At 58.1% G+C, this 16,922-nt stretch carries 11 protein-coding genes and 1 pseudogene; 8 read left to right on the forward strand and 4 right to left on the reverse strand.

All coding sequences use genetic code 11. The features are described from left to right. Positions 1–1,088: 1,088 nt before the first annotated feature. The 5 genes from CK489_RS16430 (at position 1,089) to CK489_RS16455 (ending at position 5,791) form a co-directional block, all read left to right on the forward strand. Positions 1,089–1,406 (forward strand): hypothetical protein, encoded by a 318-nt coding sequence (locus tag CK489_RS16430; RefSeq protein WP_128089753.1) that lies wholly within the window; start codon positions 1,089–1,091, stop codon positions 1,404–1,406. Positions 1,407–1,434: 28 nt separating this feature from the next. Beyond that, positions 1,435–2,466: an IS110 family RNA-guided transposase gene (locus CK489_RS16435; protein ID WP_095732983.1), complete on the forward strand. Its 1,032-nt coding sequence runs from the start codon at positions 1,435–1,437 to the stop codon at positions 2,464–2,466. Positions 2,467–4,267: 1,801 nt separating this feature from the next. Next, complete coding sequence (locus tag CK489_RS16445) at positions 4,268–4,816, forward strand: phasin family protein (protein WP_157348916.1); 549 nt, start codon at positions 4,268–4,270, stop codon at positions 4,814–4,816. Between the two features lie 204 nt (positions 4,817–5,020). After that, on the forward strand, positions 5,021–5,251 hold the full coding sequence (locus tag CK489_RS16450) for a hypothetical protein (protein ID WP_028352407.1): 231 nt from the start codon (positions 5,021–5,023) through the stop codon (positions 5,249–5,251). 300 nt (positions 5,252–5,551) lie between these two features. Beyond that, on the forward strand, positions 5,552–5,791 hold the full coding sequence (locus CK489_RS16455) for a hypothetical protein (protein ID WP_245350395.1): 240 nt from the start codon (positions 5,552–5,554) through the stop codon (positions 5,789–5,791). A gap of 1,856 nt (positions 5,792–7,647) precedes the next feature. Here CK489_RS16455 and CK489_RS16465 read toward each other — a convergent pair. Then, the gene (locus CK489_RS16465; protein ID WP_050632121.1) at positions 7,648–8,025 is read right to left on the reverse strand and encodes a hypothetical protein; all 378 of its coding nucleotides are present in this window, start codon (positions 8,023–8,025) and stop codon (positions 7,648–7,650) included. Positions 8,026–8,516: 491 nt separating this feature from the next. On the opposite strand from CK489_RS16465, the gene CK489_RS16470 reads away from it, so the two are divergent. From CK489_RS16470 to CK489_RS42625, 3 genes and pseudogenes are all read left to right on the forward strand, one after another. Then, positions 8,517–10,310 (forward strand): di-heme-cytochrome C peroxidase, encoded by a 1,794-nt coding sequence (locus CK489_RS16470; RefSeq protein WP_050632120.1) that lies wholly within the window; start codon positions 8,517–8,519, stop codon positions 10,308–10,310. 308 nt (positions 10,311–10,618) lie between these two features. Continuing rightward, positions 10,619–11,170, forward strand: coding sequence for a globin domain-containing protein (locus tag CK489_RS16475; RefSeq protein WP_244486496.1), 552 nt, complete (start codon positions 10,619–10,621; stop codon positions 11,168–11,170). A gap of 946 nt (positions 11,171–12,116) precedes the next feature. Beyond that, a pseudogene (locus CK489_RS42625) lies at positions 12,117–12,461 on the forward strand (transposase); the annotation flags it as partial. A gap of 413 nt (positions 12,462–12,874) precedes the next feature. Here the strand turns inward: CK489_RS42625 and CK489_RS16485 are convergent. From CK489_RS16485 to CK489_RS16490, 3 genes are all read right to left on the reverse strand, one after another. Continuing rightward, entirely contained in the window at positions 12,875–13,984 is a 1,110-nt protein-coding gene (locus tag CK489_RS16485; RefSeq protein WP_095733665.1) for an IS630 family transposase, read from the reverse strand. Positions 13,985–14,018: 34 nt separating this feature from the next. Next, a complete protein-coding gene (locus tag CK489_RS40850) occupies positions 14,019–14,324 on the reverse strand; it encodes a hypothetical protein (RefSeq protein WP_143278175.1) in 306 nt (101 codons plus the stop codon). A 1,484-nt stretch (positions 14,325–15,808) separates the two neighbouring features. Then, positions 15,809–16,921, reverse strand: coding sequence for an ABC transporter permease (locus tag CK489_RS16490; protein WP_095732986.1), 1,113 nt, complete (start codon positions 16,919–16,921; stop codon positions 15,809–15,811). Between the last annotated feature and the right edge of the window lies 1 nt (position 16,922).

Below are 16,922 nucleotides of genomic sequence, written 5' to 3' on the forward strand. Positions count from 1 at the left end.
CTCGGAGTGATTCGACCCAAAAAGCGGAAGCTGGGCGCCGGGCGAAGAGCGAGAAGCATAAAACAAAAATGCCCACTGTGCTGTCAGGTCTGTCGAGCGGCGATCAGGATGGAAGACGCTTCCAATCCAGATCGACGCGCTACACAGGTCACAGGGACACCCGTAAGCGCGCTCGATTGCACAGCCGGTGAGTGTCTCGGTGCGGTCAACAACGTCCCGCAATATGTGACAGTCGAGGGCGCGGGCAGGCCGAGGGTTTGGTGCGAGAGTGAGCAACGCCTCTTCCGACCCAGCATGCTGGCAGTAGAGTTGCCGACGCCATATTGGCTTTTTCCGGTCCCGGTCGTTGCAGGCCGCTGCGGGATGACTGCCGATTGTGCTCGCGAGAAAGGTATACTCTGACGATTCTTTCAACCCAGTCGGAGAATGCCAGATGGCCAAAAAGCCACCGTCTACCTCGCCCTTCAAGACCGTACACCCAATCACTTCATCGAAGATCAAGCGCCTTGCAGGCGTTGCGACGGCCACGCCGAGCAAGCTATCGAACAAGCAAACCCAGGAACTCGGAGCATCCGTGCTGCGACACATTGAGCCGAGAGGCGGTAAGGTGAAGTAACAGTATAAGCCCTTTTTCATTTGAGCATTAGCTGGGCCGCGCGGGCCATGTCCGCTCGGTCTACCGCTTTCGGTAGGTTGCAACCTCGGCGGGGGTGTGCAACCTGCCGGGACTTTGATCCCCGCGGAGAGGCGTACGCCCATGAAGCGAATGTCGGCCCGTGAAGCGATCATCGCTGTCTCCCTCTTGGTCGTCTTCGCGCTTGCGATTTGGTTTGGCGCTATGCCGTGAAGGCCGAGCACGCGGCGATCGGCCTCGATGGCCACACTTCGACCGTCAACGAAAAATAGCCGGCAGGCTCGGATGTATGGTTTGCCGGGTGTCTGAGTCGGCCGCTGTGCCTGCCACTCAGGCGGCTTCACACTCTTGCGGGAGCGGGCGCTCCACCGCGACCGGATCACGGTCGATAATCGTCAAATAGGCGCGCTCGGTCTGATCAGGAGCATATTGCCCTTGCTGCCGATCTCGCAGGATGGCCAGCTTTACAGAGAAGCGCAGGGCAAATCCCTCCTGCGTCAGTCCGACCTTCTTCCGAATCCTGGCGCATCTGCAGGACATGGTCCCCTACATGTCCGGGCGCGAAGATCTTGCCGAGATCGCCGAGTACATCGCGAAGAAGCGGGAAACGGTGAACGAGACAGAATCCTGCGCAGCGCGTAGGGCGCTTGCCAGCGCGCTACTTTTGGTAGCATTTTTTCGTCAAGGTTGTGCGGGATTAGAGTCCGATATAATTGATGGTGTGGAACGGCCCTTCGAACCGGCATCAAAAGTGCCTAACGTGGTCGCGTAGAGAGGCGCCACAAAGGAAGGACCGTTCCATGGAAAAGATTATCACGGTAGGCTTGGATTTGGCTAAGTCGATCTTTCAAGTCCACGGCATCGCCGAAAACGGGAAAGTCTTGGTTCGTCGCACATTGCGGCGATCGCAGCTTTTGCCCTTCTTTCAAAGTCTTCCGGCTTGCTTGGTAGGCATCGAGGCCTGCGGGACGGCCCACTACTGGGCGAACGCGATCGGCGAATTCGGCCATACCGTCCGTTTGATGCCGCCTGCCTATGTGAAAGCTTACGTCAAGCGAAATAAGACCGACGCCGCCGATGCAGAGGCAATATGCGAAGCCGTGTCGCGCCCATCAATGCGCTTCGTGCCCGTCAAATCACCCGAGGAACAAGCTGGCGGGATGGTTTTAAAGACGAGAGAGTTACTTGTTCGTCAGCGAAGCCAGTCTGCGAATGCTATGCGCGCCCACATGGCGGAGCTCGGGATCATTGCCGCAACCGGAATGCCTAGCATTGCCAAGCTCGTTGCCGTACTGCGCGACGATCAAGAAAGACGCCTTCCTGCTTCGGCTCGAGCCGCGCTTCTGGGGATGGCCGAGCACATCGAAAGCCTGACAACACGGATTGATGTGCTCGACACCAAAATTGTTGCGGCCGTGAAGGCCGATGATGCCGCCCGTCGCCTGACGACCATTCCTGGCGTAGGCCCCATTATCGCCGCGACTGTTCGCGCCACCGTCCAGAATCCGGCAGCCTTCCGAACTGGGCGAGATTTGGCCGCCTGGATCGGCATCACCCCAAGGGCACACTCCAGCGGAGGGAAAGAGCGGCTCGGCAAGATTTCGAAGCAGGGCAACAAACAGCTGCGAACTTTACTGATCGTGGGTGCGACGTCGATCCTCAAGCAGGCCCGCAGGGGCGTGAAGCTACCGGCGTGGGTCGTATCCATAATGGCGCGCCGTCCCTATAAGGTGGCCGCAGTGGCACTCGCGAACAAGATGGCGCGCACCATATGGGCGCTACTCGTCAAGGGCGGTACCTATCGATCACCGACGACGCCGGTGACTGCTTAATCACAATTCCCAGCGCCTTGGTGTTGGGATAGCGCGGCAAGGTGCCAAAGCGTGATGAACCCGAGGGGCGATACCCTGATGTCGATCAGACCGTCTGACGCAGTGCGTGACGAAGCGCGCAAAATTGATTAGGCGACCGGCATTGCGGATCTCATCGTGGCCAGCGGTCAATGACCCTACGGATAAGCCGGACATATGACTGCACCGTCCGACGGTGATGCACGCTGAGAAATACCTTGCTAACCGGGCCGTTCCACATATGCGTCAGAGAGCCTGGGAATGCGTTCCCCGACAAAGTGTCGCCGCGTGGCATTGGAGGTTAGCTATGAAACCACGCGCCGCTGGGGACGGAAATTCGGCAACGTGCTCTCTGACCGCGTCCGCCAGCGCGCTCTCGATCGCGGGCGGACAACATTGGCTCTGGTGCGCTGTCAATCACAATGGCTTCGTTCTCGACGTCTTAATTCACCCGATACTTCTTCTCGATATAAGCTCAAGCACATCTCAATCTGGAAAGTGTGACGAACTGCGCCAAAGCATCCGCCCGCTCAGCGCTCAGCACCGCCGTCGAATCGACCTTGTCTTTTCGACCGCAGCAACTGATTAGGGAGCTTTGGCCTCCACAAAGACCACTATTGCTATTTCTTGACGAGCAAAGGGTGTGCCAACGAAGATTGCGCAGTGAATGCTCAATGGCGATAGAAAAGGTGTGCCTCGCTGGTGCGGGCTTCGATCGCGTCGGCCTTGCGGCAACGGCGCCGACTGAAACAGTGTCGATGACGGCGCCAAACTGATTTCATCCATGTCTGAGCTGCAGCGAAAGAGTCGCTTGCACGGGTCGATGATTGCGGAGGGGATAAGGTCAACATGACGCCGCCGCGGCCAGGCCTGAGTGCAAGGACCACAACCTGAGTAAGTCGCAAAGCAGACAAAGCCAACACAAACACGGTACGAACTGTCGACTATTGCCTGGCACGAAGAATGCAGACCCTCGACGTGCCGAGGGCACCCTCCCTTAGGCATGGCTACCATCGCAAGTTGAGGCCGTGGCTGGCCAGTGAAGTTAGTGGCGCGTGACATAAGCCAAGGACGGCGTCTGCTCGGCCGATACCGACGGGCGTCTTGTCACGTCGCTGCTAACTTTCAATGCTGCGTAACAGCGTGTTTGTGATCCGCGTAGGATTAGTGCCTCACAGAGAGAACAGATGGATCCGGGCGGCAGGTGAAAATGGCAAGAAAACGCGTGCTGTGGTTCTGTCTCGGCCTCTTGCTGGTCTGTGTGGCTGACTCGGCCCTCAGAAGCAACGGTGTTCGCGCCAACGACAATCCCCTCATCCATAAAGTCAAATCGATCTGGCGAGCGCAGAACGGACAGACCGTCGGACGAATTATCTCGAAGCTCTCGAAAGTAGCGCACTTGGTCCCCCAAACCTGGGGCATTGCTGGAGGAGGATGCTTGACACCTTGCTGGCTCGAAAAAGCACGTGGATCGAAGTCGGGAGGTCTTGGAGAGAACTGGCCGATGCCAACCTTACTCCCAGTGCTCTCAGGGATAGGAACTTCTCGCAGATCGCAGTGGGAGCAAACCCCGGTTGATAATTGCTGTGGGCCGACCGAGCGATTTCGGCAATGCGCGGGCGAGGGAGCGAGATGTCCAGTGAGGACAGGCGTACTATGACGCGCCGCTTTCGGAGCCGGCCGAGCGGCAGCGTAGAAGAGGTCCGCTAAAATGTAGCAAATCGCCGCACAAGGAGCCGATCGGAATCATGATGCCAGCGTGAGCATGGCGGAGGTTTGCAACTTGATTGATATCAAACCACGGAGCGATTTAGCAATGAGTCCAGACCAGAGCGAGACACCACGAAAATCCGGCAAGGGCAACCCGAACGCGGATCGGCAGAGCGACGAAACTGCACAGCAGAGGCGGAAATCGGGTCAACAAGAGGGCCCGCCGCCAGATCAATTGCAGCACACGCCGAAGGAGATCGGCGCGCAGTTCGCGTCAACTGACACCGCGTCGACTGACACCTCTTCGAACGGCCGGATCGTATCAGCGGAAACAACGCCGGTCAGCTATCAAGAAATCGCAAAAACCTATGCTGACTATGTCAAAAAATCCTTCGAACACACCAAGTCGTTTTTCGAGAAGTTGGCGGGCGCGCGATCGTTTTACGAAGCTCTTGAGCTTCAAACCGATTTCCTGAAACAGACTCATGAAACTCTCATTGCTGGCTCTCAGAAGATCCATAGGCTCCACGGGGAATTGGCCAAGCAGACGATAATGCGTTTGCAGGGGTTAGGGCCCAAGACAAGCCTGCCACGCTCTACAGACGTGCGACCGGGACAGTAATCCTGCGAAACAGCGAGTAACGCAAATCGCGGTTCCGACGATCGTGGCCGGCTTGCGCTGGAAGTCGTACCTTCGCGGCGGATGATCCTGGAAGGACCGGGAGTTTCCGCCAAGCTCAGCGCGCCTCTGCGTTCCGGAGGAAGGCGTTGGAGAGGTGTCATTCGCTTTGCGGGCCGCAAGCAGCCTCCTGTCATCGAGAAACCGATGGAAACCCGTTTCGAGCTGGACGTCGTCGTGCGTCAATTGCGCGAACGAGCCAATGAGGTCTCTGCTCAGTTACTATTCGACATTCGCTACGTGCTGCAGATAAAGCCGCGGTTTGGTCCTAAAGTCGAGGATTACCTCAAAGTCAGAGGCAGTCCGGCATCCAAATGCTGCAGATATCCAGGGTTCGCTTTGGAATTCGCCAAAGTTGCTGAAGCCCAGCTTCGCTAGGGCGGCGTTGTCGTCCGGGCCATGCACCTATGCAAGCCAGTAGTTGTTGGGACTCGGATTGCCGTGTCAGGCTGTCGAACGCAGCGGGCCGAATTGTGCAGGTTGATCGTGTCCCCGGAGTGCACGCTCCGTCCTCGCGTCTGGAGCTGTGTAGTGCGCGGCGACCTACCGTACCTAGGCTGCGTGATTTTCATGGGCCTGGTCTTCATCGGCATCATAGTAGTCGCAATACTTATGCAGTGAGGTGAAGACAACGCCTACTTCACGTTCCCGGAGCGTAGCAAGATGGACGGTTAGTTAGTGACTGCTGCTGTCTTCAAGGAAGATGGCGACGACGAAGAATTCAGACACGTAGTATACGCGGTTGCCGTCGCTGACCCGGCGGAAGCGGTGAGGATGACGATAGCCGACTGCGGCGCAGGAATGCTTAACTGTCCGCTTCAAAAAGAGCAGTTACAAAAGCTCGGTTTGGAGCCCGGCGAACTGATCGCGATACACGATGGCAATCATCCAATCCCCGCGCCCTCTCGGCGTCATTAGCCACGTCTGGTTTCGTTCAAACGGCGTCGGGTTGACTGCGTGCATGTCTGAAAGTCGCACGAGAAGTGCACCGGGATTGCACCGTTTACTCTCCGGTCGTCTGGCACGCGCGTTGCTGAGCAGTCTATGGCTTGGCCGCTTATTGATTGACCCTCGTGAGGGCCAGGTCTGTTTGAGGTGCGACGGCGTGCGGGCGGTCGTCAGCAGTCGCCCGCACGCTTTTCCGTCGCGTCGGCCTCACTGTGCTCTGTCGATACCGCGCCGTTTGGCTCTACTTCTGCACGGTGCCGTGGCATGCGAGTTGTTGAGAGGCCTATCGGCTTGGCTGTTTATCTTCACGCAACACGGACCAAGCTTGACGTAGCAAACTCCGCGCGGGCGGTCTCCAAATGCCCGCGCGTTCTTTCGGAGTCGCAGGCGGCGCGGCCGGCCACAGGGGGGCTGTGGAGATTGTTCCGTGACCCGTGATGAGGCTTTAAAGAACGCGATAGAGGCGCTGAAGGGATGGTCCGAAGGAAAGGCCGATACGAGCGTCGTACTTGCCGCGATTGCGGAGCTTATGGCGACCAGGCCGCCACCAAGGCCGCCTTCAAAACCGGAGCTTTCTTCATAAGGAATGTGTTGCAATGGACAGGCTGGAATTTATACCGGCTTTCGAGGCAGCTATTCGCTCCGCCGCCCCTGAGAAGCTGGCCGCACTTCGGGAGATCGTCCCCCAGCAAGGAGGCCCGGACGAGTTCGAGAAGACGAGCACAGAGCTTGTACGCAAACATCCACTTACACTCTTTAGGTCGATCAAGATCATCTGGACGCGGCGCATCAGGAGCCTCGCTCATGAGAGGGCAAGCCGATGAAAGGTAAGCTCGACAATCGCGCTTTGTTCGTTGATGACTTGGTCAGGGTGGCTGCGAGCGATGACAGATAGCAATGACAACATCATCCCGGACGTCGGACCGCCTTCCATCGACCTAACCGGGATTTACATGACAGCGGTTCAATTGGCCGCGCACTTCAAGATTACACCTGCAACGATCGTCCGTTGGGCGGAACGGCCCACGTTTCCATGCGCGAGCACTTCCGCCGGAGAGGCAGCTTGGCTTGTGACAGACGTGCAAGAATGGAACCGCCAGCGTAAACGCGCATACCGCGCCGCGCTGCGAGCCCAAGAGAAGGCGGTCGACGGCCGTGGAGAGAGCTCGTCACCGCCAGCGCTTAATCGCCGCGTTTGCTCGCACATGTCCGCCGCAGGTCGAGCGATCGGCTGTTCCGCTGTCGGGCGCGCCTCTTTCGCGCAAGATGATCGTCCAAGCGGATGGTTCCCTTGCGCCTGCGCCCAGTGAGCAGCATGACCGGCGCACGATGCCCAAAAATAGCCGCTGATCGTACCAGATCGGCGACCACAGAGAGGGCGCACGCAGTTAATCGCATGCGCTACAGTCGATCCACAGCCCAACGCCGCCCGCTTGAAATACATGCGGACGGCGTTGGCTCTAGCCCCAGGAGGGTGTATGCAAAATCCTGACTTGGACAAAGTATGGATGAGGGGGCGCGCCTTCGCCATCCGTATGACTCCGGTACTCCCCAATGAGTAGGGGAGCTGTGCCGCGAGGTCTAGGGTCGCGGGCGACTAAGTTACTCCGGCCTCAGCCTATGCCGGGGCGACCCGGACAAAGGTAACCGAGTCGAGTGCGGTAATTGATGGAGCCGGCGCGGAGATCGCCCCGCATGTCGTTGGTGGCGTGAAGCTCCATGGCTAAGCGTTCGGCATTTAGGACTTTAGGCGCCGATTCAGCGCTTCAGCCAAGCGTCGTTCGAAATCGGCCTTACGCTCCGCAATGGGGCGATCGAAAAAGTTGTCACGGAACAATTCCGCGAGCCTCGTCTGCGTCGATATGATCGATGTTGCAGTCCTTGAACGTGCAGCCGGTGAAGGCGAGTTGTTCGGCGCTGCTATCAAGCACGATGGTGCATTTCACGAAGGTGCAGCCATCAAAGCGGGCAAAATGAACCTGGCCGCGGAAATCAAATATCTCGGCGTGAAAGGTATCATTCCAGAATACGCGTTCTTCGTGGATATCGGTCACTGTTTCGCCTTTTAGCACCGTGCCGCTGAGTTGCCTTCCGTCGAGCCCTTCGACACGCACCGTCAAATACCTTGAACCGACCGCGAAGCTGTGGGCCAGCTTGACGCTCCCGAACTCCTCGGCGAAGCGTGAGGTTCGCGACCGCTTCAAACTCTTCGGCAGCGAGATTGCGGCCGCGATTCCTGTTCAATTCGCTGAGCAGGTCTTTACGGTCACGCCTCATGTTTCTTTAGCCCGTCAGTCATTGCTCGCGCGCTTCACCGGCCTAGCTTGCACGTCGTTCTCACCGGAAGATTGTCGATCAGTGAGCGGCGCCTTGAAGAGCGTTTTGGTCGATCCTGCGCCATTCCAGATCGACATCGGGAAGATCTCTCGGAACCAATGTGGCAGTGAGGCTCCACAATTGCGATGCCGCACGCCTTATGCCTCCGACAAATCCAGGGCCACGCGATGATCGTTTTCCGAATGCAGTTGCTTCCCCCAAGACTTGGTAGGTTGAAGTTTGTTGCATAGCGCCCTTTGATAACCAATGATCCGATGGCCTGCAGGCCGAAAGGCAAGCCCAGGTTTGCCAGAAAAGGCGCGGGTTCCGGCGAAAGTTGCCTCGGGCTGTTGCGACAATGGAAGCGGTAGGACACACGATGCTCCGCACTCTCTTTCTGATCGCCTTAACGTTTGTCGTCACGACAAAATCGGATGCTCAAGGCACCGACGCCAATCCCATCTATCTTGACCAGGGTGTGGATTGGACCGCGGCAGCGAGAGCTGACTTCTATTCGCGCGATCAGGGCTCGCGTTTGATTACGTTGTCTTGGATGCAGGCGCTGAAGCAAAGGAACGGGCAGCCATTCCTAGCGGATGGTTTGTCACGGTACGGCTATCTACCGAATCCTGCAAACACGGCCAATCTTCCCGTCGGCTTTCACGCTTCTGGCCCTCAAGACTTCCAGGTCGTCGGAATGACCTGCTCAGCCTGTCACACGCGCCAGATCGAAGCTGATGGCAAGGTGTATCGGGTGGATGGCGGTCCGGCGTTTGTAGACTTCTACGCATTGCTTGGCGATCTGGACAAGGCTGTGGGCGACGTGATTGCCAGTGACAGCTCGTTCGCTCCGTTTGCTGCAGCTGTCCTGCAGTCCACAACGCCGGACGCGGCCGACGTTGCGGATCTTCGTCGGCAGGTCGAGGGGTGGTACTTGCGGTTTCACACGCTTATTGTGCGCGCGCTGCCCAGGACCGGCTGGGGAGTTGGCCGTCTGGACGCTGTGGGGATGATTTTCAACCGCATATCCGGACTGGACATAGGCCCGCCGCCCGACTTCATGATCCCGGGAAACATGAAAACCGCGGACGCTCCCGTGAGATACCCATTCCTCTGGAATTCGCCGCGGCAAGATAAGACGCAATGGCCTGGATTCGCAAAAAATGGAAATGACATCTTGGGGCTGGCTCGGAACGTTGGCGAGGTTCTGGGAGTATTCGCTACGTTCGAGCCGAAGCGCCAGGGCGCGATCATCAATTTCCTTGACAATAATTCCACCAATTTCGACGGCCTGAGCCAGCTTGAAAACCTGGTGAAGCGGATCGGCCCTCCGAAATGGCCCTGGACGATTGACGCTGCTTTAGCCGCGCGCGGCAAAGCGATTTTTGAAAGGGATTCCGCTGAAGCGGGATGTAGCGGTTGCCACGGGATAGAAGACGGAGAGCAACGCTTTCCATTTGTCAAAACATGGCGAACTCCGGTCCAGAACGTTGGTACCGATACACGAGAATACGACATCCTCGCCTGGAAAGCGAATACGGGCGTGCTGAAGGGAGCGTACATTCCCTTCGCGACCGCCCCCCTCAAGGAGAACGATGAGATTCTTAACATTCTTGCGACCTCGGTCATTGGTTCGATCGCGGAACACCTGTTGGCCGGCGGCGCCCCTTCAACCAATGCCCGGGTGGCAGCGGCGCCAGATCCGGGATCGTCGGACACACCGGAGTCTCTGGGGCTGGTGCGGCTACCGCCAACGCTGCAGGATCTGCTAACGGCTTTCGATACTGTCAGCACCTCGGAAGCAATCAAAAAGGCCAGGCGGCAGGGAGCAGAACGAGCGTCTCACGCTCAGCTCCCTCCGTGGGGCTCCTACGAGGCCCGTGTTCTGCAGGGTATTTGGGCCGCCGCACCTTATCTCCATAACGGCTCGGTCCCGACGCTGGCGGAATTGCTCAAGCCATCAGGGCAGCGCAGATCGCAGTTTAGCGTCGGACGGAAATACGACATTGAAAACGTTGGTCTTGCTGCTACCCAGGAGCCGCTGAGCGACACTCTATCCGTGACGGACTGCAGCAATATCAACTCTGGAAATAGCCGATGCGGCCACGAGTACGGGACAAGTTTGAGCGATCAGGACAAAAAGGCGTTGCTTGAATACCTCAAGACACTGTGACCCGCTTAGCCGCCCCTCTTTGACCGGCTTCCAGCCTGCTGCCGGTTCCAGTATCGTTTGCGCAAAAGACCCTCATTCACCGAGTTCTCGCTGCCGGCGCGAGCATTGGAGTGGACATCTGATCCAGCGCAGTTGCTCAAGGTCGCACAAGTGATGGCCCACCAACGTTTGCCCCTCTGCCGTATGCGTCGCTTGTGTGTAAGAAAAGAGGTTCCACATGCTCCCAAGCTCAACAGTGCATCACAAAGAATGCGTTCGCTGTGGTTCTGGATTAGTGACCCTTGAGTGGCACGAGCTCGTCAACGCGAATGAAGCTCAAGATCTTTGGCGCTGCTGGAACTGCAAACACCAGTTTGTCTCCGTCGTCACTTCAGATGAGAGGGAGCCCTCAGCCGCAGAGATCACAAGACCATTCTTTACGAGCCTGCTGGTGTGACGAATGTACGCCGGAGCAGGTCGACCTTGTCAGGACATCATTTGACGCGATGTGGCCGATCCGCCGCGACCTCGCTGACCTGTGCTACAACAGGTTCGTCGAACTAGCTCCTGATGCAAGACAAATGTTCGGCGGCGATACTGAGAAGCAGCGGAAGAAGGTGCTGGATATGATCACGGCGCTGGTCGCCTCGCTCGACGAAAGACCGATGTTCCAGTCGCTGATCGCGATTTCCGGTCACAAGCACGCCATACTTGGCGTTCAGCCATCGCACTTTGTCGCAATGGGCGAGGCGTTGATGTGGAGCTTTGAGCGACAATTCGGCGCTTCTTTCACCCCTGAGCTGAGAGAGTCCTGGCATACACTTTACGCCACCGCCCAGAACGAGATGCTGCGCGCGACTGGCCGGCACAGTTCGTTTTGACAACGGCGGATGCGACACCCATAGGAGGCGTCACGGCACAACGCTGGTCTATAGAGTTGACAGCTCAACACGCTCCGACAAGCCGTTCCTTGAGCCTTCGTCGCGGTCGGATTTGGCGTGTATAGCGCGACGATCAGGATGAGAGCAGTCTCCCCCTGACCGCTGCCGCGCAGGCGTGTGACGTGGGGTTCGCAGTGGCAGATCGGCGGGATCGCGAGTGAACGGGGGCGGTTGGGCGGACCGAGCGCAGAATCCGCTCCCGCTCGGAAAGCCTGACACTGACGCGCGTATCGACGCGATGCATACTTGCGCGGAGTGAGACCGCTCAGTGTGTCCGCAACTACTTGCCGATCGAATATTCGATTTCGACTTGCGACTCATTTACCCCTGCTTTGGGATCGGCGTGGCCAGTGGTTCGCGCAATTCCCCGAATATTAGCCAGAGCGCCCGTGCCGCTCGTGATATACGAGACAGTCGTGCTGCTAAGCTTTCCTGGCCCCGCGCTATGAGCGAGCACAGTTCCTCGGGTGAAGAACTTGTCGCCATTCTCGACGGCATAGACCGTGTATATGCTGCCGGAACCATTATGCCGACACGCTAGGACCGGGTCGATGACGCTTTAAGAGCGGATCGGTTGGCGAAGGGCTTTTATTGCTACCGGGCATTGCGGCCCGGCGCTACGTCAACAAGACGGACAGACCGAACCCTCACGAAAGAATCACACATGTTGGGGGACCTAACCCCGACGGGACGCCGTGGAAGCGGCAAGGTGGTCAGTCCTCGCTAATCCAAGGGCGAAGGCTCGCCGCCGAAGCTTGCAGTTTGCAGCGTGTGGTAGGGACAGCGCTTTCATGGTCCAACGCGAGCGCCGAGCTATCGCTGCTAACTTCACTGGCAGCGCGGGCGCGTTGGGGACAGCCTCGCCTTTTCGCATGTTTGATCTTCCATTCCTGCCGAAGTCGGCTTCCGGACCAAGCCGGAGATCGCGCTGGAGCAGTTGCGATGGGCCTGTGCGACCGGCCTTCCGCGTGGTGTCGTGCTGATGGACGGGGGTAACGGCAACAACAGCGTGGAGCAAATGCTGGAATTGCTAGATGGCGATCGCTCGCTTTTTCGAGACAAGACATTCATTCTCTATGGCGAGCAGTGCGACATCGTGGAGCGCGACATCGCCAGGGCGGCTAAGCCGCGCGACCCGAACAATCCCAATCGATCGCCGGAAGCAATGCGCTCGCCGCGATCGCCCCGAATATCTATCTTATCTGGGGCGCCTCTCATACATCGAGTTTGATTGATGAAGCTTACTCGATGTCGGCTATGCCGCGATACCTATTAAATACCGCAGCGCGTCGCAATGACGCGATGGTCCACAGGACGTCGCAGTATTCAGCCGTTGAAGATGACGCTCGACGCTGCCCATTCGCTATCAGAACTTAGGTCGCTTGAGATTATTCCGCGACCGCAGGCACCGTCGGAGGACAGTCGCTACTTGAAATGCCCCTTAGGCTCCATCGGGGCGAGGTATTGGCGAGAGCCTCGCGTGTCAGATAAGTCGCCGCCAGTCCGTTCCAGGATTTCACAACACGATACCAGTTCTCTTTTCGGGCCGGTAACAGTTGAAGCTTCCTTTGCGCCTAGCGCGCAGCCGCAAGCTTTCCGTCGCACTTAGCTTGTTCCAGAGTCTTGCGCTCTAGTCACGTGAATCTAAAGTTCGCCACATAAAGTCTGCTTTGCTTTGTGGCAGAAGCGTTTGACGGAAGCCAAGATCTGATCTGCGGACTTGGTCCATTTGAAGGGCTTCGGGTTATTGTTGTGCAGTTCGATGAAGGTACGGATGTCGGCCTCGAGCTGCCTGACAGAGGTGTGAACACCTCGCTGGATCTTCTTTCTGGTGAGTTCAGCGAACCAGCGCTCGATCTGATTGATCCATGACGCGGAAGTCGGCGTGAAGTGGACGTGATAATGCGGCCGGCGAGCGAGCCACGCTTTGATCTTGGGTGTCTTGTGGGTGGCATAGTTGTCCATGACGATATGGACAGCGAGCCCCTCAGGGATTTGAGCGTCGATCTCTTTGAGGAACTTCAAGAACTCGACCGCCCGATGGCGCTTGTAGCATTTGCCAATGACAAAGCCGGAAGCGACATCGAGCGCAGCAAACAGCGTGGTCGTACCATGCCGCACATAGCTGTGTGTGCGACGTTCCGGCACCCCAGGCATCATCGGCAAGACCGGCTGCTCGCGATCGAGTGCCTGGATCTGGCTTTTCTCATCGACGCTGAGGACAACGGCTCGGTTCGGTGGGGACAGGTAAAGCCCGACAATATCGCGAACCTTATCGACGAATAGCGGATCACTCGACAGTTTAAACGTCTGGCTGCGGTGCGGCTGCAAGCCGAACGCCGTCCACATTCGGCGGATCGTGGTGTGAGAAAAGCCAGTTTCGGCAGCCATCGAGCGGATCGACCAGTGCGTCGCGTCGCGCGGCGTCGTACGCAATGTCCGCTCGATCACCTCAGCAACCTGATCGTCGTCGATGGTTCGAGGGCGGCCAGGGCGGGCTTCGTCAAGCAGGCCATCACAGCGATCCTTCAAGAATCGGCGGCGCCACTTGCCAACGGTGTGTTCATGGATGCCAAGTTCGGCAGCCACGGACTTGCTTGGCAGACCATCTGCACACCGCAGGATCGCGCGGCACCGCTCAGATAGCGATCGGGCTACACGATGACGGCGAACTTGCCTCTCCAAGTACGCCCGCTCCTGCGGACTGAGCACTAACGCCGCGATCGGCCGGCCTCGCACACCTGCATTCGCCACTAGCACTCTCCTCTCTAGAGATTCGAGCAATCAACTAATGCGACGAATTTGCGTTCCAGATGACTAGTTCCTCGGTTCGTTTCCATCCATCCCCTCTGATTCTGCTCTGGGCGAAGTATTCGAAGACGATTCGGAAGGTCAGCGCACGACCTGCGGCGGCCCTTGGATCCAGCTCTGGTTCGGTCAACCAGCGCAGAAGCGCGTCGAGGTGCTCCGGCCCGCCAAGCGTGAGAACGTCACTGCCCTCAAAAATCGAAGGTGCGGCGTATGCTGCGAAATCGAGCTGGGTGTCTAAGTCTTGTGATTCCAGCCAGCGGCTAATTGCTTCTAGAGGAGACATGGCTTTGGCTCTGCTTCCTTGCAGTCGCGCTTTGAGTGCTCGCGACTGGCAAAAGATGGGTTTGACCGCGATTCGACCCAGAGAATGCTATACCGGTCAACTACAAGATCCTGCAGGCGCGATGATAATGAATGATTATATGTTCGGGTCGATCGCGGACAGAGAGCAATATAGTTGGAGTTCTGGCTCACGGCTTCACAGGTGGCGTTTGCCGGTCCGGGCCGCAATCGCGATTGAAAACCTCATACTCGTGGGCGGGCGGGTGCTGATCGCGAACGGTGGGCGCATCGCCATCCATTGTGAAGTAACGCCACCTGATGGCCCGAAGCGGCGAAGCATGACTTGTTACAGCGGGAAGCTGAGCCGCCGTACTGGAGACAACCATTAGTAATATCGATCACTGTATGGTCCATGATGACCAGTTCGAGCGGCTCCTGCGCGGAAAGGCTGTGCTATGTGTCAACCGGCGTCCAAATTTTAGTCAGCGGACAGCCCACCACAGCCTAGGCCGTCGCAGGAGGCGCCGACAAGCGAGATGCACGACCGCCGTCACATCGAAGTCTCGAAAAATCGAGGGGGGTCATTACATTTGGTATGATTATTTGACGCCGACTGTCGTTACGGCATCCTTGGCGTCGTACACTTGCCTGTGCTCGCGCGGCGTTCCGTGATTTTCTGGCTCAGCATGAAGGCATCGCGGGGCTAGTTGTCAGCATTTCCGGTATGAGCTTTGGGATTTACCTGATCAACCCCATGCTGCTGTCGCTGCTGCAGACGCGAGGGTTGACGTGGAACTTGGGAAGCCCGATTGTCGGCATACTGTGCTGGCGATTCTCGGCTCGGCAACGGCCATTTTTGCTCTACGAAGCACGCGCTTTACCGCCTGGCGGGTGCCGTGACTGCCTCCCGGATTGGTTTTGCCCGATGATGTCAAGCCTTCCGAGTGAACGCCCGCGAGCCCATACTTCTGTCCGTCGTCAACGCCTGGCCGCCACATCATGCTGTCAGAGGGAGCGGTGAGCTATCTAGATGCGCGTGGTTCGTCAGATGACGGCCACTGATCGCGTACGGGCTTTACTGGACCCACCGTCCCGGCGACCGCACTTCGAGCACTGGGCTTCAGTTCAGCGTAAGACCGTATGTGCGCCCCTGCCGGTGAGGTGGCTCGTCCTCACTGCGCGTCCGAGGGTTGCTCGGGCGCATCGAGCCGACCCTCATTGCAGGAGGAGGAGCCATGGCAGATTATATGTAGGCTCAAGGACTTAACCGCGGTAGACATCCCAACTGGGAGCAAAACGAGCCCGCTTTGGTAGGTTCGGAAAGCCGCAAGCTCCGTTCGTCTAACGGTTCAGGTTCAGGGCCCTCTTAAGGCTCAAATAGGGGCTCGATTCCCCTATCTGCGAACCCTTCGACGCAAGGTTTGACATCCATCCTCCTGACCGCGAATGGCGCGACTGCACCTTCAGGTAGGTTCGATCTAGCCTCTATCTCAGGAACTGCCTGAATCGTCGCAGCGATAACACGAACAGTATCGCGCCAATACCGAGCAGCGACAGGAGCTGCGGCCAGACGACGTCGAGGCCGGCGCTGCGGAACAGGACGGACTGTGCCAGGATCACAAAATGCGTATTCGGTGCGGCGAGCATGATGTCCTGGATGATTGCGGGCATGCTCTCCCGCGGCGTCGTCGCTCCCGACAAGGCCTGCAACGGCAACAAGATAAGCATCAGCAGCAGGCCGAACTGCGGCATGGTGCCCGCCATGGTGGCGAGGAAGATGCCCATGCAGGTCGTGGCGAAAAGATGCAGCGTCGCGCCGAGGAGAAATAATACCATCGAGCCCTCGATCGGAACCGCGAGAAAACCCTGGACCACCGCCAGCAGGGCTACGCTGGAAGCCGCGAGCACGACGAGGTCCATCGACCAAATCTTGCTCGCCATGATTTCGAACGGGGTGACCGGCATCACCAGCAGATGCTCGATGGTGCCGTGCTCGCGCTCGCGGATCAGCGCCGCGCCGGTCAGAATGATCGAGAGCATGGTGATGGAGTTGATGACTTGGTTGATCGCGCCGAACCAGCTCTTGTTGAGCTGGGGATTGAATCGTGCGCGGAGCGCCAGATCGACCGGCACGGTGGTCGAGTCCCGATAGCGATTGAGGAATTCACCGACTTCGCCTGATACGATCGATTGGATATAGCCGCCGCCGGTAAAGGCTTGCGTCATGCGGGTGGCATCGATGTTGAGCTGGATGGTTGGCGATCGCTTGGCCAGCAGGTCGCGCTGAAAATCCGGTGGAATGTCGAGTGCGAAGGTGTCGAGACCGGCGTCCATGCGGCGGTCCATCTCGCTCTGGGTGATCAGCCGCGGTATCGAAAAATAAGGCGGATTGAACGCTGTGATGATCCGGGACGATATCGGCGATTGGTCCTCGTCGACGACAGCGATCGCCGCGCGGTTCAGAGTTTCGGGTATCGCTTTTGACGCCGTGTAGACCGACAGCGTGAAGGCGTAGACGATCAGAACCATCAGCATCGGGTCGCGCATCAGGCCGCGCAGTTCCTTGACGCCGAGTTGCAGGACGTTGGCCAGACGCATG

Origin of the sequence: Bradyrhizobium sp. UFLA03-84, assembly GCF_002289535.1 — a bacterium.
Taxonomy (GTDB): domain Bacteria; phylum Pseudomonadota; class Alphaproteobacteria; order Rhizobiales; family Xanthobacteraceae; genus Bradyrhizobium; species Bradyrhizobium viridifuturi.